General features: G+C 42.5%; 22 protein-coding genes and 3 riboswitches. Of the genes, 19 read left to right on the top strand and 3 right to left on the bottom strand.

The genetic code is table 11. From position 1 onward, the window contains the following. From IGI54_RS04555 to IGI54_RS04565, 3 genes are all read left to right on the top strand, one after another. Positions 1-1,332 (top strand): 6-phospho-alpha-glucosidase, encoded by a 1,332-nt coding sequence (locus tag IGI54_RS04555; protein WP_430621274.1) that lies wholly within the window; start codon positions 1-3, stop codon positions 1,330-1,332. A 77-nt stretch (positions 1,333-1,409) separates the two neighbouring features. After that, a complete protein-coding gene (gnd, locus tag IGI54_RS04560) occupies positions 1,410-2,309 on the top strand; it encodes a phosphogluconate dehydrogenase (NAD(+)-dependent, decarboxylating) (RefSeq protein WP_430621275.1) in 900 nt (299 codons plus the stop codon). Then, entirely contained in the window at positions 2,306-3,688 is a 1,383-nt protein-coding gene (locus tag IGI54_RS04565; RefSeq protein ID WP_430621276.1) for a gluconokinase, read from the top strand. Before gnd ends, IGI54_RS04565 begins: the two co-directional genes overlap by 4 nt. Here IGI54_RS04565 and IGI54_RS04570 read toward each other — a convergent pair. Further along, positions 3,676-4,410: a MurR/RpiR family transcriptional regulator gene (locus IGI54_RS04570; RefSeq protein WP_311899314.1), complete on the bottom strand. Its 735-nt coding sequence runs from the start codon at positions 4,408-4,410 to the stop codon at positions 3,676-3,678. The genes IGI54_RS04565 and IGI54_RS04570 overlap by 13 nt on opposite strands. Positions 4,411-4,540: 130 nt before the next feature. Between IGI54_RS04570 and IGI54_RS04575 the strand changes: the two genes are divergently transcribed. The 3 genes from IGI54_RS04575 to IGI54_RS04585 all read left to right on the top strand — a co-directional run bounded on the left by IGI54_RS04575 (position 4,541) and on the right by IGI54_RS04585 (position 6,559). Further along, positions 4,541-5,005 carry a PTS sugar transporter subunit IIA gene (locus tag IGI54_RS04575; protein ID WP_216428765.1) on the top strand — a complete coding sequence of 155 codons (465 nt, stop codon included), beginning with the start codon at positions 4,541-4,543 and terminating at the stop codon, positions 5,003-5,005. A gap of 196 nt (positions 5,006-5,201) precedes the next feature. Beyond that, the gene (locus IGI54_RS04580) at positions 5,202-6,041 is read left to right on the top strand and encodes a sialate O-acetylesterase (protein WP_430621277.1); all 840 of its coding nucleotides are present in this window, start codon (positions 5,202-5,204) and stop codon (positions 6,039-6,041) included. Beyond that, on the top strand, positions 6,038-6,559 hold the full coding sequence (locus IGI54_RS04585) for a PadR family transcriptional regulator (RefSeq protein WP_430621278.1): 522 nt from the start codon (positions 6,038-6,040) through the stop codon (positions 6,557-6,559). The genes IGI54_RS04580 and IGI54_RS04585 overlap by 4 nt, the downstream gene beginning before the upstream one ends. 59 nt (positions 6,560-6,618) lie before the next feature. On the opposite strand, the gene IGI54_RS04590 is transcribed toward IGI54_RS04585, so the two are convergent. Next, a complete protein-coding gene (locus tag IGI54_RS04590) occupies positions 6,619-7,296 on the bottom strand; it encodes a DUF1003 domain-containing protein (RefSeq protein WP_430621279.1) in 678 nt (225 codons plus the stop codon). A gap of 127 nt (positions 7,297-7,423) precedes the next feature. Further along, positions 7,424-8,125, bottom strand: coding sequence for an SDR family NAD(P)-dependent oxidoreductase (locus tag IGI54_RS04595; protein WP_430621280.1), 702 nt, complete (start codon positions 8,123-8,125; stop codon positions 7,424-7,426). Positions 8,126-8,278: 153 nt separating this feature from the next. On the opposite strand from IGI54_RS04595, the gene IGI54_RS04600 reads away from it, so the two are divergent. From IGI54_RS04600 to IGI54_RS04660, 13 genes are all read left to right on the top strand, one after another. Further along, a complete protein-coding gene (locus IGI54_RS04600; protein WP_071861143.1) occupies positions 8,279-8,689 on the top strand; it encodes a MarR family winged helix-turn-helix transcriptional regulator in 411 nt (136 codons plus the stop codon). A 210-nt stretch (positions 8,690-8,899) separates the two neighbouring features. Then, on the top strand, positions 8,900-9,283 hold the full coding sequence (locus IGI54_RS04605; RefSeq protein WP_430621281.1) for a hypothetical protein: 384 nt from the start codon (positions 8,900-8,902) through the stop codon (positions 9,281-9,283). Positions 9,284-9,541: 258 nt separating this feature from the next. Next, positions 9,542-9,643: riboswitch (glycine riboswitch) on the top strand. A gap of 3 nt (positions 9,644-9,646) precedes the next feature. Further along, a riboswitch (glycine riboswitch) is annotated at positions 9,647-9,716 on the top strand. A 113-nt stretch (positions 9,717-9,829) separates the two neighbouring features. Beyond that, positions 9,830-10,234 (top strand): GrdX family protein, encoded by a 405-nt coding sequence (locus IGI54_RS04610; RefSeq protein ID WP_430621282.1) that lies wholly within the window; start codon positions 9,830-9,832, stop codon positions 10,232-10,234. Positions 10,235-10,253: 19 nt separating this feature from the next. Then, positions 10,254-11,540 (top strand): glycine/sarcosine/betaine reductase component B subunit, encoded by a 1,287-nt coding sequence (locus tag IGI54_RS04615; protein WP_071861146.1) that lies wholly within the window; start codon positions 10,254-10,256, stop codon positions 11,538-11,540. 25 nt (positions 11,541-11,565) lie between these two features. Then, positions 11,566-12,039 carry a glycine/sarcosine/betaine reductase complex selenoprotein A gene (grdA, locus tag IGI54_RS04620; protein ID WP_084133219.1) on the top strand — a complete coding sequence of 158 codons (474 nt, stop codon included), beginning with the start codon at positions 11,566-11,568 and terminating at the stop codon, positions 12,037-12,039. Between the two features lie 93 nt (positions 12,040-12,132). Next, entirely contained in the window at positions 12,133-13,434 is a 1,302-nt protein-coding gene (gene grdB, locus IGI54_RS04625; RefSeq protein WP_430621283.1) for a glycine reductase complex selenoprotein B, read from the top strand. Between the two features lie 57 nt (positions 13,435-13,491). Further along, a complete protein-coding gene (locus IGI54_RS04630; RefSeq protein WP_430621284.1) occupies positions 13,492-14,460 on the top strand; it encodes an NAD(P)/FAD-dependent oxidoreductase in 969 nt (322 codons plus the stop codon). Next, positions 14,457-14,780, top strand: a complete 324-nt coding sequence (trxA, locus tag IGI54_RS04635; RefSeq protein WP_379946733.1) for a thioredoxin TrxA — start codon at positions 14,457-14,459, stop codon at positions 14,778-14,780. Before IGI54_RS04630 ends, trxA begins: the two co-directional genes overlap by 4 nt. Before the next feature lie 12 nt (positions 14,781-14,792). Then, on the top strand, positions 14,793-16,328 hold the full coding sequence (gene grdC, locus IGI54_RS04640) for a glycine/sarcosine/betaine reductase complex component C subunit beta (protein ID WP_430621285.1): 1,536 nt from the start codon (positions 14,793-14,795) through the stop codon (positions 16,326-16,328). Between the two features lie 11 nt (positions 16,329-16,339). Continuing rightward, entirely contained in the window at positions 16,340-17,497 is a 1,158-nt protein-coding gene (gene grdD, locus IGI54_RS04645) for a glycine/sarcosine/betaine reductase complex component C subunit alpha (RefSeq protein WP_430621286.1), read from the top strand. Between the two features lie 247 nt (positions 17,498-17,744). Continuing rightward, positions 17,745-17,984, top strand: coding sequence for a hypothetical protein (locus tag IGI54_RS04650; protein WP_430621287.1), 240 nt, complete (start codon positions 17,745-17,747; stop codon positions 17,982-17,984). A 430-nt stretch (positions 17,985-18,414) separates the two neighbouring features. Further along, positions 18,415-18,507: riboswitch (TPP riboswitch) on the top strand. Positions 18,508-18,637: 130 nt separating this feature from the next. After that, the gene (gene tenA / locus IGI54_RS04655; RefSeq protein WP_430621288.1) at positions 18,638-19,288 is read left to right on the top strand and encodes a thiaminase II; all 651 of its coding nucleotides are present in this window, start codon (positions 18,638-18,640) and stop codon (positions 19,286-19,288) included. Between the two features lie 95 nt (positions 19,289-19,383). Then, a complete protein-coding gene (locus tag IGI54_RS04660) occupies positions 19,384-20,268 on the top strand; it encodes an LPXTG cell wall anchor domain-containing protein (protein WP_430621289.1) in 885 nt (294 codons plus the stop codon). The last annotated feature ends 70 nt before the right edge of the window (positions 20,269-20,338 follow it).

Raw genomic sequence — 20,338 nt, forward strand, 5'->3', positions numbered from 1 at the left:
ATGAAGAAATTTTCAGTAGTAATTGCCGGTGGTGGTAGTACCTTTACCCCTGGTATTGTAATGATGATGTTAGACAACTTGGAGCGTTTTCCTTTAAAAACATTGAAATTATACGACAATGATGGAGACCGTCAGGGAATACTAGGAGAAGCATTAGAAATTTTACTCAAAGAACAAGCGCCCGATATTGAGTTTCTATATACGACAGATCCAGAAACAGCTTTTAGTGAGGTTGATTTTTGTATGGCACATATTCGTGTCGGCAAGTATGCGATGCGTGAAAAAGACGAGAAGGTTCCACTTCGTCACGGGGTCTTCGGGCAAGAAACTTGCGGACCTGGTGGGATTGCCTATGGGATGCGCAGTATCACAGGAATGCTAGAGATTATCGATTATATGGAAAAATACTCGCCAGACTGCTGGATGCTGAATTATTCCAACCCAGCAGCAATCGTAGCAGAAGCTTGTCGTGTTTTACGTCCAGACTCAAAGGTCTTGAATATTTGTGATATGCCTGTCGGAACGTTGCGGCGAATGTCGCAAATCGTTGGAAAAAAACCGGAAGAATTGGAAGTTCGCTATTTCGGTTTGAATCACTTTGGCTGGTGGACCAGTGTCAAAGATCGTGAAGGGCATGAATACATTGAGCAAATTCGCGATTATGTCTCTGAACATGGCTACTTAACGCAAATCGAAGTTGATACGCAACATACTGATCCAAGCTGGCAAGAAACCCATAAAAAGGCGAAAGATATTTTAGCGGTAACGCCTGAATATCTACCGAATACGTATTTAAAATATTATTTATACCCAGACTATGTGTTTGAACATATGAAAGATCATCCCGAGTTTACCCGGGCAAATGAAGTCATGGAAGGGCGCGAAAAACACGTTTTCTATCATGCTCGTCAAATCATTGAGAATGGTTCAGCAGAAGGAATCGCATTTGATATCGACGCTCATGCGACCTTTATCGTAGATCTAGCTCGGGCAATTGCCTTTAATACCCATGAACGGATGGTCATGATCGTAGAAAACAACGGAGCAATTGCCAATTTTCCTGATGATGCGATGGTAGAGGTACCATGTATTGTAGGAACAGACGGTCCGGAAGCATTGGCACAAGGACAAATTCCAGCGTTCCAACAAGCGTTGATGTTCCAACAAGTCACAGTGGAAAAATTAGTGGTCGAAGCTTATGTAGAAAACAGCTATCAAAAAATGTGGCAAGCATTGACTTTATCTAAAACGGTACCTAGCGCACAAGTGGCGAAAGAATTATTAGACGACTTGATTAGCGAAAACGGCGACGCTTGGCCGGAATTACATTAATAAAATGGGTTGCAGCACAGTGGATGAAATAAGCTGATGCTGCAATCTCTTTTTCTAAAGACAGTAGGAGGAATCAGATGGAAATTGCAATGGTTGGCTTAGGTAAAATGGGAATAGGAATCGCGGAAAATTTATTGAGTCATCAACATCAAGTCCGCGGATTTGATGTTGACCTCAAGCTTGCGGAAAAATTAACTGATTTGGGCGGGACCTTTTATTCTGACCTGACAGAGTTGTTGGCAGCTGGTTCTCAGCAAAAGATTGTATGGTTGATGCTACCAGCCGGAAAATTAACCAATGATATGGTAAGACAAATTGCCCAACAGCTTCATGAAGAGGATATCGTAATCGATGCCGGAAATTCACATTATCAAGATAGTGTAACTAATTATTCTTTCTGCCAAGCACGCGGCATCGATTTTATTGATGTTGGAACTTCTGGCGGGGTCGCTGGAGCAAAAGCAGGAGCTTGTATGATGATTGGCGGATCGCCTCAAGTCTTTGATCAGCTGCAGTCGTTATTTTCAGATATCTGTGTAGATAAAGGTTATATGTACTGTGGTGAAGCTGGCAGTGGCCATTATTTGAAGATGGTTCACAATGGAATTGAATATGGGATGATGCAAGCTATTGCTGAGGGCTTTAATTTACTACATCACAGCCCGTACGATTATGAAATGGCTGAGGTCGCGCAGGTATTCAATCATGGATCGGTCATCCGCTCATGGCTGATGGAATTAATGGGAAATTTATATCAAGAAGAATTGGACCTAACAGAGATTGCCGGAGTCATTCCTTCATCAGGAGAAGGAAAATGGACAGTAGAGGAAGCCTTACGGTTAAAAGTGAATCTGCCAGTCATTACTCAATCACTTATGACGCGCTTTGCTTCGGAGGATTGTGATAAGATAAGTGAGAAACTTGTCGCATTATTGCGCAATCAGTTTGGCGGACACGCCTTTGTAAAGGATGAATGAGCTTGTCAGTATTTTTAGGAATCGATGTTGGAACTACCGCAATTAAATTAGGAGTCATCGAAGAAAATCAGCTGCTTTATACGAATGACCACCCAATAGAAACGTCTGGTAATGAAATCGTCAAATACCAGGATGCAAACCAGATACTTGCTGTTTTGCAGGAGGGGCTCATGACGATCCCCCTTGAATTACGGCGGCGAATCACGAAACTTGGTATTAGTACGGCGATGCATAGTCTGATGCCGGAGGACGATAGTGAACAAATTTTTATTTGGTCGGATCTTCAGGCAGCAGGAGTAATCGAGCAATTTAAGCAAGTAAAAAAAACCACAGCCAAACATTTTTATCAGCTGACGGGAACGCCGATCCATGCCATGTCGCCCTTTGGGAAATTGTTGTATTTTCAACAAGCTGAAAAATACCCGGCAGAGCTCCATTGGTCTGGCTTAAAGGAAGTCTTAATGAAGTACTTTACCGGAGAAACCGTGATCGACTATAGCACGGCTTCCGCTACCGGACTGTTTGATTTAAGGGAAAAACAATGGAGTCATGAAATTTTGACTTATTTGGGGATGCATGAAGGGCAATTAGCCCGTTTGGTAGACACGAATCAGACTTTTGCGCTACTGCCAAGTGTCGCAGAATTATTCGGCTTTTCTTCGGAGCTACAGGTGGTCATTGGGGCGAGTGATGGAACGTTAGCGGCCTATGCTAGTTATTATGCTACCGGGCGCAGAGCCAGCTTGACTATCGGTACGAGTGGAGCTGTTCGACAAATTACTACGGACAATCAGTTAGACGCCGACAAGCAAAATTTCTGTTATTACTTAAATAGCGAGCTGAAGGTTAGTGGAGCACCTTCAAATAATGGTGGGATTATCCTTGCTTGGGCAGCTCAGCAACTGGCCATAGATCCACTTGATTTTTATGCGTCAGTCCCCAACTTGTTGATGGAAACCAAAATAGGAAGCAATGGTCTACGCTTTTGGCCTTATCTGAATGGGGAACGAGCACCTTATTGGGACAACGAGATTAAAGGCGGCTTTTATGATTTGACCTTGCAACATACCAGAAGTGACCTTTTACGAAGCGTGATTGAAGGCGTACTTCTAAACATTCGCCGCTTAGTCCAATTAGTCGCTAAAAATGAAGACTTATCAGTCAGCGGAGGATTTTTCCAAACACCGGCGTTGGCTCAACTAGCGGCAACTGTTTTTGGCACCGCCTGCTATTATGCGCCAGAAAATGAGCCGATCTTTGGCTTGTATTATTTGTTGGAACAACCGGAACTAGTGAAGAAAGAACAGCAGCAAGTCTTTTTCCCTGATTCCCTGCAACAAGCAGCGTACCAACATTTAGCGGAGCATTATTTTGATTGAGTTTTTTGCGTAAATTCTTGGACAATATACTCCATTAGCAGTAATAGTTTTCCAAAAAAGCTATTATAAGTAACATTTTGACTATCGACCGGACGTTCATCGTTGACTTCAAAAATAATGCTGGCGGCTTCAGTCGCTCGCGATTGGCTGTTGCCGGTGAACAAGATAGTTGGAATTTGGCGTTCTTTAGAAAACTGCATCTTTTCAATCACCTTTTGAGTTTCGCCGGATTTTGAAATGACGATCAACATACTGATATTATCAGCGTTATTATTAATGATGCCAGCTGAATCAGCAGCATTTACAAAGAGGGTTTTGATCCCATTCACCAATAATTTTTTGTAAAGGTATTCAGCGATGATACTGGAAAAACCAGTAGCGTAAATCGTGATAAATTTTTCCTGATTGTCTTGATAGATATTTTTCATAGTGTGGATAGACGGCGCTATTTTTTCTGTAGGAATCGAAATATCCACCGTGGCTTCTACCAATTGATTTTGCGGCTGGTATTGATTTTTGAGGAAATAAAACAACTCTAAATAACCAGAAAAATCTAATTTTTGTGCCAATCGCACGATGGTTGCTGGAGACGTATAGAGTGTTCCGGCAATTTTTCTTAAAGAAACACCTTCCAGTTCATTAATATGTGTGACTAAATAAGTTAAGATCGTCTGATCATTATCAGAGAGTTGTTTTCCCTTAGTTACTAATTCTAAATCCATTTGTACACCTCATATAAAAATAATAAAGCCCTTTCCTATGTATTATACACTAAGAATGGTTAAAGAAAGGTTCTCCCTTTTCACTAAGTAAAATGTAACTCATCTTGCACAAATAGAAAGGAGAAAGAATATGTTTGGTCTATTTAATAAAAAAGTTGAACTTCATGCGCCCGTCTCTGGAAATGTTATTGAAATAACAGAGGTTAATGATCCTGTCTTTAGTCAGAAGATGATGGGGGAAGGTTTCGCGGTCAAACCAACAGCCGGACAAATCAACTCACCTATCAATGGTCGGGTAAAATCCATCTTTCCTACGCTACACGCGGTAGCTCTTGAAACCGATGATGGACAAGAAATGCTACTTCATATTGGTATTGATACCGTTGAATTAAATGGTGAAGGGTTTCAGTCTAATCTAATAGAAGGACAAAAGATCAAAATTGGTGATCCTTTAGTCCAGGTTGATTTAGCCGTCCTTGCAGAAAAAGGAAAAGACAATGTCATCATTATTGTTTTACCAGAATTGAAGGACAAGCAGGTAATCGTTCAAACTGGCGAAAAACAAAGTGGCGAAGTCGCGGCCATTTTAAAATAAATCTTTGAGAAACAGCCTTTCAAAACGAAAGGCTGTTTTTGCGAGTCGGACTTTTTATAGTAATCGATCAACCTGTTTAGTCCGATCGTATGCGTCTGAAAATCAACAATTTAAAAAATAAGCAAGATTCTAAAAATTGACTTCATAGTCTAATTAGACTAAGATGGGAAAATAATTGAAATTGAGGTGGAGAATTATGAAATCAATCTTACTGATTGGTCAATCTAATATGGCGGGCCGCGGCTATTTAACCGATGTTCCGCCGATTTATAACGAAAGGATCGAGATGTTACGTAATGGACGGTGGCAAATGATGGCCGAACCGATTCATTTTGATCGTGAAGTGGCTGGAGTGGGACCGGCGGCATCTTTTGCCAGTGCGTGGACTCAAGAACACCCCACAGAAAAAATCGGTTTGATTCCTTGTGCTGAAGGTGGGAGTTCCATCGATGAATGGGGAGCTGATCAACCATTGACCCGTCATGCACTGACAGAAGCCAAGTTTGCGATGGAATCCAGTGAATTGATTGGAATTTTGTGGCATCAAGGGGAAAATGATAGTTTAAATGGGCGCTACAAAGCCTACGAAGAAAAACTAACACGGGTTTTTGAACACTTTCGCAAGGAGCTGGCTTTGCCTGAGTTGCCAATCATCGTTGGCCAGCTGCCTGATTTTCTTGGGAAGCAAGGTTTTGGTCTAAGTGCAACGGAATTTAAGGAAATTAATCAAGAGATGGCTAAAGTGGTGGCTAAGCTGGACCATTGTTATCTAGTCAGCGCTGAGAAGCTGACAGCGAATCCGGATGGCATCCACATTAACGCAAAGTCACAACGACAATTCGGCCTTCGTTATTATGAAGCTTTTGCTAATCAGAACAATGTGCTTAGTCCTTTGTCCGATGAAGATGAACGTTTGGCTGAGATTTATGGGCGGGAAACGACGAAAAATGAAAAGATTTATTTGTTGAGCCGTGATTTTGCATTAGGAAAGATCGATTTTCAGCAATTTATGGAACGCTTTGGAGCAGTTCAATGATTCCATTACTTATTTTAGGTCTGTTGAAGGAGCAGCCAGCTTCTTATGGCTACGAATTATTAGCGAAGATGGAAGCCAATTATTTTAAGTATTTTGTTCGGTTTACCAAGGGGTCATTTTACTATAATATCCAACAGCTTGAAGCTAAAGGACTGATCGAGCGTGTTTTCTCAGAGCCTCAGAAAGAGGGAAAAGAAAAGAATCGTTATACGTTGACTGCCACCGGGGAAAAAGAATTTAAGCGCCTATTTCTTCGTTATGGTGAAAAAAAAGAGCCTATCACTTTCCCATTTTATACGCCGTTATTATTTGAGGATCAAGTGGCGCCAGAACAAATGGTCCAGCTGTTAGAAGGACAGATAGCCCAGACACAAGAAAAAATACGTTTGATTGAAGCCGCGCTGGCAAATCCCGCAGAGCAACTGCGACCTAATTTTCTCAAAATGATGGAGAATTCTAGGCAGCATCACGAAGTTAATTTGGCGTGGTTTCAAGAGCAATTAGCCGAATACAAATAGCCGATGCGGGTAAGTCACTAGGATTCTAGCGACTTTTCCGCATCAGCTTTTAGTTTTTCTTATTCATCTTCAGTCTTTTTTTGTTCTATCAGTTCTTGTAGCAGTTCGATTTGGACTTGTTGCAACTCGACTAAGTGCTGCCATTTGCTCGCCATTAAATAGTCGATTTTTTCGTGGAGTAAGTGGATTTCAACTTCAGATTTGACATTGACTTCATAATCATTATCCGCTTCTACCCGGTCCCGATCGGCTTGGCGATTTTGGCTCATTAAAATGATCGGTGCTTGGATTGCGGCTAAGCAGGAGAGGGCCAAATTCAATAAAATAAAAGGATATTTGTCAAATGGATCGAAAAATAGCGGTAACGTATTCAAGACGATCCAAGCAAAAAGTGTTAACAAAAAGATAATGATAAAGGTCCAACTGCCGCCAAACTTCGCGATGCCATCGGCGACTTTTTGACCAAAGGTTTCTTTGGTTTTTAACGCATCATTGACATTTTTGATTTGAACTTGCTCATTACGGATTTTATGCTTCAACTCGTGATCAAATTGCTTTGATGTCGATATTTCTTTTTGAATCTGCTGATTAAGGTATTGAAATCGAAAATTCAATACACGGTTATAGGAAATTGTGTCTGTCGCCGTCAACTCTTTATCTGTCGTTAAGATGAAATCTCGTAAATTTTTATCTAGTTCTGAAAGCGTAAAGTGTTGCTTGTTTTGTTTATCTCTCATAGGAATCACCCGTTTTTCTTTTAATGATAGCACGGTGATCGATCATTTTCCTAAAACTTGTCTTTGCTTATCTATCTGCAGTCTAATAAAAAAAGACGACAGCCTAAGCTATCGCCTGAAAAAATGCTTACCAGGGAATGACGCCATCGCGGTTGAAGAAGCCACCAGTTGGTCCTTTTTCATCAATCGTCGCTAATTTGACGATGGCATCGGAGCCTTGCTCCACTGTTTGCATACCGTTGCTGAAATTTTCTCCGGTCTTGGTTGGTCCGGGATCAACCGCATTGATCTTCATATTTGGCAGACTTTTCGCATACTGAACAGTCAGCATCGAAACCGCGGCTTTTGATGAGCTGTAGGCCAAAGCATTGACTTTTGATTCGATTTTATCTGGGTTCAACACTTGACCGAATGAACCAAGGCCGCTGCTGACGTTGACGATTACTGGGAATTCTGACTGTTCTAACAGCGGTAGAAAAGCATGAGTCACGGAGACCAAGCCGAAAACATTTGTGTCATAAACGTTGCGCATGATCGCCGCGTCGATCTCTGCTGGCTGGCCATAACCGCCTGGAATACCGGCATTATTGATTAGAATATCGATCCGGCCTTCCTGTTTTTTGATCGTTTCGGCAGCCTGCTCGATTGAGGCTTCATCGGTGACATCCAAGGCAACGTAGGAAACAGCTAATTCCTTTGCCGCTGCGGCTGCTTTTGCTGCTTGGCGAGAGGTAATGTAGACATGATATCCCATTTTTTTCAAATGACTAGCAGCGGTATAGCCTAAACCGGTACTGCCGCCGGTAATTAACACGATTCGTTCTTTCATGATTCATTCCAACTTTCTTAATTAAAATAAAAACTTGTATTTACAACTTTGATTGGAGCATACGCCTGATTTTTTTATTTGTCAATAAAATAGTTGTGTTTAAAAGTATTTTTATTTTTTTTATGCTAATATAATGACAAAGGGGTGGAACCAGTGAAAACAAATGAAGACAATCTCTCCGAAAATATTTATCAAGCTAACTTGGTTCAGCAAGAATTCATCGAGACTCGTTTGAAAAAAATCGGTCTGACATCTCACCAAGCTCGTGCGCTAAATTATATTTCGCGTTATCCCGGTGTAATCCAAAAAAAAATTGCTAATTATTTAGGCAAGCAAGATGCTACCATAACGAACATTTTGAAAACGTTGGAAAAAAAGGACTACATCTACCGTGAGATTCCTAAAAACAATGAGCGTCAGAAAAATTTATTTTTGACCGAAAAGGGCGAGGAATCCATCAAGCAAATTCGCCTGATTTTTCAAGATCTTGAAGCGCAGCTGACGCAGGAGCTTGAAGCGGAGGAACAACTATTACTAAAAAAACTATTGAAGAAAATTCAATAAACTCGATCTGGTGGCCATTCGCTCACCAGATTTTTTTGTTTATATTCAATGACTAAAATAAGAAAAAATGGATTAAAAATCATTAGAAGCAAGGTCAAGCTCCTATTGACTGTTTGTGAAGTGCTAAAAGAAGCTCAAAGTCCGATTGACAAGCTGATTTTTACTCGTTTATAGTGCAAGTGTCAGCTTTACTAAGAAGGAGGAGCAAACATGGTAGTCCAGCCCTTTTCAGCCCAGCAATTATTTAAGTTAAAGCGTCAAACGTTAGAAAAACGTTTGACTGATTATTATGGAGAGACTCAAGATACGAAGACATTGCTTAACCTATTGATTGCCCTTCAAATTCGCAATGCGCTGGGAAACGAAGATTTCTCTCAATTTTTACGCCCATTGGTTCGTCAACTTTTTTTAAAGACAACAGCTACACGGGTGCTGCGCCATTATTATTGCCATTTTGAGTCCTATTTTTCTGCAAAAGAATGGCAGACGGTGCTAGCCCGCTTGTTTCCGATAAAAATATATTTAACCAAGCTGATCTCAAAATTTCGTTCCATTTTTCAACCAGAAACTTTGATCGGTTTGACTGATTCATGACCGCTGGATAGAAGTGAATCAAGCAACATTCAACCGTTTATCTCCAGGTAAAAGAGATGGGTTATTTGTTGTGGAGATTTCTATTATTTTCATAAAATAGTTATTTTATGGGTAATCCCATTTGTGAACAAGGGATTTTCTTTTAGTTAATAAGACCATTTGAATAATTACAGTTGTTTTTATTAAATAGATCAAAAGTTGGGTTGCTTTTCTCCAACAGAATTGTTACATTTAATCACAGAAAGCGTTTACAAAATTTAGAAACTTGCGGGAGAGAGCAATCATTGCCACCGAAGGTATAAGCTATGAACATGCTGGTTTCATAGTGAACATCTCAGGTAAAGGGACCGCAAGCGGAAGCAACTCTGGAGAGCAGAAATGCGCCGAAGGAGCAACCCTTGAAAAAGGGGAATCTCTCAGGCTAGTGACAGAGGACAACGGCACAAGGTGTTGTTGTCCTCTTTTTTATGCGATGGGACTTAAATAATTTTTTACAAAATCAGTCGCAAAATATATGTGAATGATTGAACAATAAGGAGGGAACCAATGATTATCGTGACGAATAATCCAATGGTCAAAGAACAGATCAATCAGAAAAAAGCCGTTGATTTCGTGGAAGGCTCTTACGGCGATGTTTTGAGCTATGTCAAGCGGCGAGTGATTGATGAACGGCTGTATTTGTTATCCCATCCATTAAGCGGGAGTATCAAGCCTAATGAGACCTATTATAAAACGATTTTTTTAACAGAGGCCAACTCTCAGTCCATCGATCTGGAGAGTTTAGAATATATGGAATCAGCGATAACCGTCTACGAGAAATTTATAAAAAACAAGCAGCGACCTAACTGGTCCTTAGGGGTGTTGCAAGATTTTGCTTTCGTGGATTTTTATATCGCCCAAAGTACGTTGGACAGGATAGGAGGTGACACGTGTTCGACTACTTGCTATTAAATAGAACTGAGGTGAGTCAATGAAACTCGAGATTGGCAACATTGAAATCAAAGATGTGGTTTTTAGTGAAGATGAAAAAATTGAGCAGGGTCGATTATCAATCAATCCTGCCAAAATCAAAGCAATCGTTTTAGAGGATGATCGATTATCCGACTGTGAGATTGAGATCGCCAAACCCGGCGACAGTCTTCGAATCACACCGGTTAAAGATGTGATTGAACCAAGATGTAAAGTAGATTCTGCTACGGGTATTTTCCCAGGAGTCATCAACAAAGTCGATGTCGTAGGCAGTGGTCGAACCCATGTCTTAAAAGGCTGCGCGGTTATGACGGTGGGAAAAATCGTCGGTTTCCAAGAAGGAATCGTCGATATGCAAGGACCTGGCGCGGAGCTCACGCCTTTTTCACAACTAATCGAAATTTGTTTAGTCTTGAAACCGCAAGCAGGGCTTGATCCCCACCAGTATGAAGAGGCCGCGCGTTTTGCTGGATTAAAAACGGCGGATTATCTTGGGAAGCTAGGTGAAAAAATTGAGCCTGACCAACTTGAAACATTTGAAACACTGCCGTTATTAGAACAGATCCAACAATATCCGGAGTTGCCAAAGGTTGGTTACGTTTATATGTTGCAGACGCAAGGACTGCTCCATGATACGTATGTCTATGGAACGGACGCGAAACACATCGTGCCAACAATCCTTTATCCGACAGAGGTAATGGATGGCGCGATTATCAGCGGCAATTGCGTGTCGGCCTGTGATAAAAATACCACGTATCATCACTTGAATAATCCAGTGATCGCGGATTTGTATCAGCAGCACGGCAAAGAAATCAATTTCCTAGGGGTGATCGTAACCAATGAGACGGTCTATCTAAAGGATAAACATCGTTCTAGTGATTTCGTTGCGAAGCTAAGCGAATACTTAGGGTTAGATGGTGTGATCATTTCTCAGGAAGGGTTTGGCAATCCGGATACAGACTTGATCATGAATTGTAAAAAAGTCGAAGAAAAAGGCATTAAGACAGTCATTGTAACAGATGAATATGCAGGTAGAGATGGTGCTAGTCAGTCCTTAGCGGATGCAGATAAATTGGCAACGGCCGTAGTGACTGGCGGGAACGCAAATGAAACGATCCAGTTACCGAAAATGGATCGCTTAATCGGACAATTAGATTATGTCGATGTTATCGCAGGCGGCTTTGACGGCAGCTTGAAGGAAGATGGCACGATTGAAGTTGAAATCCAGGCAATTACCGGTGCGACGAATGAATTAGGGTTTAACAAAATGTCTGCTAAAGGCGTTTAATAAGATAAATAGGGAGGAAATACTAATGACTTTAGATTTAAAAAATAAAAAAGTCTTAGTGATCGGCGACCGTGACGGGATTCCCGGACAAGCAATCGAAGCTTGTATCGAGGGAACAGGGTCAGAAGTAATATTCTCATCCACAGAATGTTTCGTCTGAACGGCCGCTGGTGCAATGGACTTGGAAAATCAACGTAGAGTAAATGAAGCAGCGGAAAACTTCGGCCCAGAGAACGTAGTCGTTTTGATTGGCGCGGCTGAAGGAGAAGCGGCAGGGTTAGCTGCCGAAACTGTGACGAACGGAGACCCTACGTATGCCGGTCCATTGACCAATAAACAGCTAGGATTAGCTGTATACCACGCAGTAGAGCCAGAATTTAAAGAAATTGTCGACCCAGATGTTTTTGAAGAGCAAATTGGCATGATGGAAATGGTTTTAGATGTTGATGACATCATTGAAGAAGTTTCGGAAATGAGGAATCAATACGCCAAATATTAATTAAAACAGCGGAACAAACTTTTTTCAGCCTTCGATCAATAGGCTGAAAAGCTCGTTTGTGAAGCTAGACATCAACCAGTAAAGGAGCGTCTTATGACTAAATTTAAAGTTGTTCACTACATCAACCAGTTTTATGCTGGGATTGGTGGTGAAGAAAAGGCGGACATCCAACCATTCTCAAAGGCCGAAGTAGTAGGACCAGGTCTTGCTTTTATGAATTCATTTGGCGAAGAGGCGGAGATCGTCGGCACCGTTGTGTGCGGCGACAGTTTCTTTAACGAGAACTTGGATAGTGCCAAAAAAGATGTACTGGAACGCATCAAACAATTTGAACCAGATATCGTAGTGGCGGGACCAGCCTTTAATGCCGGCAGATATGGCATCGCCTGTGGGGAAGTCGCGCAGGCGGTAATGACGGAGCTTGGTATTCCAGCGGTAACGGGGATGTATGAAGAGAATCCCGGCGTTGAAATGTACAAGAAGGCAGCCTATATCACACCGACAAGAAATAGTGCGGCCGGTATGCGTAAAGCGGTGCCGGTAATGGCGCGTCTTACGTTGAAATTGTTGAAAGGCGAAGCCGTTTCACCAGTCGCGGACAATTACTTTGTTCGTTATCGCAAAAATTTTCAGGATGAAAAACGTGGCTCAGCACGAGCAGTTGAGATGCTGATTCGTAAGGTGAAAAACGAGGAATTCGCGACTGAATTTCCGATGCCTGAGTTTGATAATGTGGCACCAGCCGCGGCGATCAAGGATCTAACCAAAACGAAGATCGCGTTGGTGACTTCTGGTGGAATTGTTCCCAAAGGCAATCCAGATCGAATTGAATCTAGTAGCGCGTCGAAGTATGGCATGTATTCCATCGAAAATGTTGATACATTGACAGCAGATTCTTACGAAACGGCTCACGGCGGGTATGACCCTGTTTATGCCAACCAAGATCCAAACCGTGTATTGCCATTAGATATTGTTAGAGCAATGGAAAAAGAAGGCGTAATCGGCAGTCTGCACAATTATTTCTATACAACGGTCGGCAATGGGACGGCTGTTGCCAACGCGAAGAAATATGCAGCTGAGATTGCGCAAAAATTATTAGCAGATGGTGTTGAAGCGGTTATTTTGACTTCCACCTGAGGAACCTGTACACGTTGCGGTGCAACGATGGTGAAAGAAATTGAAAAAACAGGTCTGCCTGTGGTTCATATTTGTACAGTAGTTCCAATCTCGCAAACAGTCGGCGCGAATCGGATCGTTCCAGCGGTCGCGATTCCTCATCCATTAGGAAATCCAAGTCTGAGTTTGACCGAAGAACAAAAACTTCGGCGAGGAATCGTTGAAAAAGCCCTAACGGCTATGACGACCGCGGTGGATGAGCAAACTGTATTTGAATAAAGCGAACTGCCTGAGTGGTTTCACTCAGGCGGTTCATTGAGGGAAAGGAGCAAAGCAATGTACGATGTGATCATTATTGGTGGCGGACCGGCCGGCTTGACGGCTGCTATTTACAATGCCAGAGCCCGTTTGAAAGTGCTGCTTTTAGAGAAAACGAAGCTTGGAGGGCAGATCGTTTCCACCCACGAAATCGCCAATTTTCCAGGATCGATCAAAACGACAGAAGAAGAAACGTCAGGACCTGAACTAATCAAACGGATGGCAGAGCAAGCTGAGCAATTCGGAACGGAAATTCAGCTGCGTAAAGAAGTTACTGAGTTAGAGCTAGCAGGCCAAGTCAAAAAAATTACTTGTAAAGATGGTAGCGTTTACGAATCTCACGCGGTGATTTGCGCCAACGGAGCTTTTCCTAGAGCAATCGGCTGTGAAGGCGAACAGGAACTAGCAGGCAAAGGGGTTTCTTATTGTGCGACTTGTGATGGCGCCTTTTTCGAGGACATGGAAGTCTTCGTGATCGGTGGTGGAAATTCCGCGGTGGAAGAAGCGATGTTTATTACCACCTTTGCCCGTAAAGTCACGATTATTCAAAATTTAAGTGAATTGACTGCGGATGCGATCGCGATCGAACAAGTAAGAGCCAATGACAAGATTGATTATATTTTTGATTCGGTTGTGGAGCATATCGAAGGGGACGGCATGGTGGAAGCTATGACGATTCGCAATACGAAAACGGATCAACTGACACGTTTCGAAGCCGATGAAGAAGATGGTTTGTTTGGCATCTTTGTCTTTATTGGGAATGTTCCAAGCACTAAGCTTTATGAAGGGAAAATTCCATTGAATGAATACGGCTATATGATCACTGACGAAGCAATGGCGACACAAGTCGAGGGCGTTTTTGCGGCGGGTGATATGCGGCCAAAGTTGCTGCGGCAAGTGGTCACAGCTACGGGAGATGGGGCGATCGCCGCCTTCTCAGCCCAGAAATACGTTGAGAAAATCAAAAGGGAGGTACCAGCAAGATGATCGAATTAACTGTTGATAATTTTGGAGCAGAAGTATTAGAACAAGACACTCCAGTGTTGGTTGACTGGTGGGGAGAGACTTGTGAGAATTGCCTAGCTTTGATGCCGGCTGTCGAAGAATTGTATGAACAATACGGCGATCAAATCCGTTTCACGAAGTTTAATACGTCACAGAAAAAAGTTCGGCGTTTCTGTATCCAACATAAAATTTTAGGGCTTCCGGTGATTTCAATTTATCAGAATGGTGAAAAAATTGACGAGGTAGCAAAAGATGATTGTACTAAAGAAGCTGTCGAAGAAATGATCCAGAAATATGTTTAAGGCGGGATACAGATGAATTATTCGACTTTACGAGGGGCAAGTTATGTATTGATCCACACGCCAGACATGATCGAGCATAATGGAACGACCCAAACGACGGAAAAAATCACTACGCCAGACAGTCCATATTTAGCCAGTCTTTACGACCATCTTCGCAGTTATGAAGACGTGGTGAATTATGCGCCAAATCAGACCTTCATCGGCAACTTGAGTTATGAAGCGTTAAAGGAGCTTCCTCAGCCTTGGGTTAGTGAAACTTATACCGGCAAGCGAGAAGGAAAATTCGGCGAGATTATGCCGGAATTGGAATTTTATGGGTTATTACAGCTGGTGGATATTTTTGAACTGGTTCATTTGGAAGCACAGTTTGCGGAGAAAGTTCGTGCAGTGTTAAATGAGCATCCCTTATTTAAAGCCGATGCGGCAAAAATCAAAGACGGCAAAGACGTGACCTGGCTTCAGCAAGAACTTGACGAAAATAACGGAGAAGGCCTTTATTATGAACGCCAATTAGTTGGCTGTGTCAGTCCGGCCCATCAGATTGATGTGAATTTAAATGCTCATGTGATGTTAGAAAATCTCGTTGTCAAAGCCAGCGGGGTATTGGCTTTGCGGCAATTGATCGCCAAGCAAGGAATTGATCCTAAAGAGATTGATTATGTGATCGAATGCAGCGAGGAAGCTTGTGGGGATATGAACCAGCGAGGCGGCGGTAATTTCGCGAAATCGATTGCTGAATTATGTGGTTGTGAACACGCAACAGGTTCGGACATTCGCAGTTTTTGTTCTGGGCCGACCCATGCCTTGATCACAGCGGCTTCCTTGGTGGCAGCAGGCACGCATAAAAATGTCGTTTTAGTTGCCGGCGGAGCGACAGCAAAATTAGGAATGAATGGCAAGTCTCATGTGGGGAAAGGCTTGCCGATTTTAGAAGATGTACTAGGCGGCTTCGCGGCGCTAATTAGTGAAAATGACGGAATTCATCCAATTTTACGTCACGATCTGACCGGTAAGCATGAGGTTGGTAGTGGCTCGAGTCCGCAAGCAGTGACCACTGCTTTAATAGGAAGTATCTTAGAAAAAGCGCAACTGACAATCAAAGACGTGGATGTTTATTCGGTTGAAATGCAAAACCCTGATATTACCAAACCTGCGGGCGCAGGCGATGTCCCGTTGGCGAATCTTAAAATGATTGGCGCGATCGGTGTGCTGCGTAAGGATATCGAGAAAAAAGATCTGAAAGCTTTTGTTGACGAAAAGGCCTTAGTTGGCTGGGCGCCGACACAAGGACATATTCCTAGCGGCATTCCTTATCTCGGCTTTGCGACAGAAGATTTTGTAACTGGCAATAAAAAACGAGCAATGATCGTTGGTAAGGGGTCGCTTTTCTTAGGACGAATGACAAATCTGTTTGACGGAGTCTCGATCCTGATTGAGAAAAACAGCGGAAAAGTCAACGAGGAGAATCAGCAGGATTTAGAAGCATTAGTCAAACGAGAAGTGGCGCAGGCGTTGAGAAGTTTCGCTGCCAATCTTTCAGTAGAATAGAGGTGAAACCAATGTCTGATCAAGTAAAACAAACCGTAAAAAAAGTCTTTGAGGATCTAGCCACCAGTCTGGAAACCGGACGAATGGAAGCAAGGATCAAGATCGGTTTAACAATCGATGGCAGCGAACTAGGAATGGCGGTAATGAAGCAGGCGGCCTATGCTATTAAACAAAAGCAGCTCTTTGATTTGGTGTTGATTGGCAGCGATGTCGACTGGGCAAATGATTTTATCCATTATTCTACGACGGATTGTCAAAAAGAAGCAGCTGAGTTGATGGAGGAACTGCTGGACAATGGTGATATCCAAGGCTGTGTGACCTTGCATTATAATTTTCCAATTGGTGTTTCGACGGTCGGAAAAGTGCTCACTCCAGCTTTAGGTCGAGAGCTCTTTATCGCCACGACGACCGGAACGACTAGCGGTGCTCGCAATGAGGCGATGGTCCTGAATGCGATCAATGGTATTATTGCAGCGAAAGCCTGTGGCATCGAAAAACCGACTGTAGGCGTTTTAAATGTCGAAGGCGCTAAAACCGTTGAACGAACGTTGACGACGTTGCACGAGAAGGGGTATGGGATAACTTTTGGAGAGAGTCAACGAGCAGATGGTGGCAATGTATTGCGAGGCAATGATTTACTATTAGGCAGCGTGGATGTTGTCGTTTGTGATAGCTTGACCGGAAATATTTTAATGAAGCTTTTTTCTGCGTACACTAGCGGAGGTAACTACGAGACCTTAGGTGCCGGTTATGGACCGGGGATTGGTCGCAAGTATGACCGCAATATTTGTATCATCTCACGAGCGAGTGGCGCCCCGGTAATTGCTAACGCATTGGAATACGCCTACGAATTAGCACGAGGGAAACTGGGGGTCATCAGCCAGCAGGAATATCAAACAGCGGATCAAGCTGGGCTTCAAGAACTGTGTAATCGTTTGACTGCACCCACAAACAAAGAAACAAAAGAAATTGCAGCGCCGCCAAAGGAAATCGTTACCTGTGAGATAACCGGGATCGAGATCATGGAATTGGAGGAGGCAGTGAAAGTTTTGTGGGCGGCCGATATCTATGCCGAGAGTGGAATGGGTTGTACAGGACCGATCGTTTTGGTCAACCCTAAACAGTTAACTGCCGCACAGAATGAATTAAAAAATGCGAATTATCTCTAAATAAGACGGACAGCTTTCTAGAAGGCTGTCCGTTTATTTTCGTTGAAAAATTATTAACAATTAGGATAATTTTGACTTATTATTATTTAATCATCAAGGGAAGACTGGCTAGTGAGGGCGTTGTATTTTCTTTCGTTTTTTAAAAGTTGTTGGTACGTTTTCAGCCGTTAAGTGCTGGAATTTTTGTTATACTGAAAAGGGGATGATTGTGATGGATCAATTAAAAAATATCTGTTGCTATGCACCCATGATGGTGTATGCAACACCAACAATTGAAGCAGAAGTAGATAAATTATGTTTGCAAATGGTTTCCCTTGCGGCCAGAGGCTGGAAGGCAGACCAGTTATATTATTATGCATTGGAGCACGGCAGTAAAATCCATGAGGCAGACTTAGTTATATCCGCAGATGTGAAAGGCTTAGTGATCATCTTTCGGTCTAAGCAAGAAAGACAGAAGCTGGAAGAAGCGGCCAGTGAATACGTTTGAATTATATATAGTTAAAAAATGTGCTGATTGCTTTAACTCGATGAAAATGAATGAGTGAACTTTATAGATGCAAGTTGAATTAGAGATTATTAGTCCTAATTCTTCTTGCATTTTTTCGTTCACTATAAAGAAAGTATAAAATTTTCATATGAATAAATCGCTTTACAACAGGCATAGTCATGTCCGGTTTCACGAACTTGCTTTATCAGCAATAAGCAAAAGCTGAGCGAGTTCGCGAAAGCCTTTCTTAATTTTGCTGACATTGTCGAATTCTTTAGATTAAAAGGCTTCATTTAGCCTAAAGCTAGTGGATTAATTTTATTTTCCACACTCCGATAGTCTGGCTATGAAAAATAATTTGGATGTCAGTCATGAAAAATTGAAATTTCGATCGTCTATCATAGGCCGCTGTGCTATACTTTTTTCAACTGAATGACACGAGGGGTGCTTATTGAAGCTGAGATCATACCCATTGAACCTGATACAGTTAGGACTGGCGCAGGGAAAGTGTGTTTTATTGACGATGCCCCCGGCCGCTTTTTTGTGGTCGGGTTTTCTATTGGTGAGGCCTCTTTTCATTTGGATCAATTGAAAGGAGGTCTTTTGTTCGTACAAAAACGAACTAGATTACAAAAGAGAAAGGAAAGAGTTGAATGACGTTTACAGAATTAGCGAGAAAAAAAGCAGAAGCATATTGGAAGGCTAGCTTTGAGCATCCTTTTATTCGAGAATTGGCTACAGGTGATCTGTCGCCAACCGTGTTTCGCTATTATTTACTTCAAGATCGTTATTATTTGGAGCATTTCGGTAAGCTCTATGATTTGATTGCAGAGCAAGCTGATGATCCAGAAGTTAGAGCAAGCTTGAAGGAGCATGCGGCAAATTTGGAATTGGGAGAAATGGCAGTTCGCGAGACATTTTTTTCTGAATTAAAGATCACGGAACAGGAGATTGAAGAAACAGCGATAGCTCCCACGGCTTATCATTATGTCTCCCATATGTATCGTCAATTGATTGATGGGACAGTCAATACCGCTTTTGCTGGAATGCTTCCTTGCGCGTGGCTCTACCAAGAAATCGGGTCTCAATTGATTGAAGCCGGATCTCCCAATCCGCTTTATCAGCGTTGGATCGAAACCTATGCGGACGCCGCAGAAGAGGTGGAAAAGGAACGTCAACTGTTAGATCGTTTGTATCAAGAGAGTTCGGTTGATGAGCAACAACAAATGATTGAGGCATTTGTGATTAGCTCAAAAATGGAGTGTGATTTTTGGGAAATGGCTTTGACGCTAGAACAATGGTAAAACGAATAAATTATTTTTTAGACAAATCGGCCAATTTGTTTATTAACAGCTTTGGCTTTTCTTCGCTATAATGATCGGCGAAGGGAATGAATAGAATGACCAATAAGAAAGTGTTTGTTGTAGCGCTCATTGCTCTTTCAGCAGGACTGGTTTTGTCTCCAGCGGTTAGTGCAGTTGAGACAAATGACGCAACGGGAAGCTCGGTCCCAACTACAGCAACAACGGAAAGCAGCAACTCAAAACTACCTCAGCAAGATAATATCGCCGCGCAACTGAAAGCGGCGACTGAACAATATGAAGCACGGAAGCAGCAGATTGCTCAGGATTTGGCAGATGCTCAGCAGCGGCGAGAAAAACGTCAGCAAGATTTACACAACGATTTTGAAGAGTTCCAAAATCAATTAAGTCAAAACCACGCGGATTTCCAGCAACACGTATCTGAAGTAAATGATCGTCTGCAAACGGATCATGAAACGATCGAAAGTACCTGGTCGCAAGCGCAGACGCAACTTGACCAGGCTCGCGCAGACTTCAATAAAAAGATCGCCGATGCCAAGGAACTGCAAGCGCAACTTCAAGCAGACCAAAAGACGATTGATCAAAATATTTCACAAGTCAAAAATAGTGCACAGACTCTACAAAAGCAAGCTGCCGCAGGCTCAGCAGCGGCGAAAGCCACTGGTGTAGATTTGGAAAATCGGGCAAACGATGTCGCCGGAGCAGTAAACCGGATCAAAGCAGTCGTTGATTCAGCGGGGGATGAGCTTAAAACAACTGATGGCGCATCGACTCAAGCGACCGAGCAGCCTCAAGTGACTAAGATGGCTACCGGAAGTGTTGAAACCACACAAAAACGAAACGTTCAAACGTCTGGGGAGTATCCTAAGACCAATGAGGCGAAAAATCCAGCTCTTTCTTTAATAGGATTTGGAATAGTGGGAGTTTTGGGACTGTTGATCCTTCGCAAACCGCGGGGATAGCTCTTGAAGATATCAAAGGCTGGAGCCATTTAGCTTCCAGTCTTTTTTATATTCCTCTATTGTGTCTCGA

The organism is Enterococcus sp. DIV0800, from assembly GCF_050559735.1.
Lineage (GTDB): Bacteria > Bacillota > Bacilli > Lactobacillales > Enterococcaceae > Enterococcus_A > Enterococcus_A devriesei.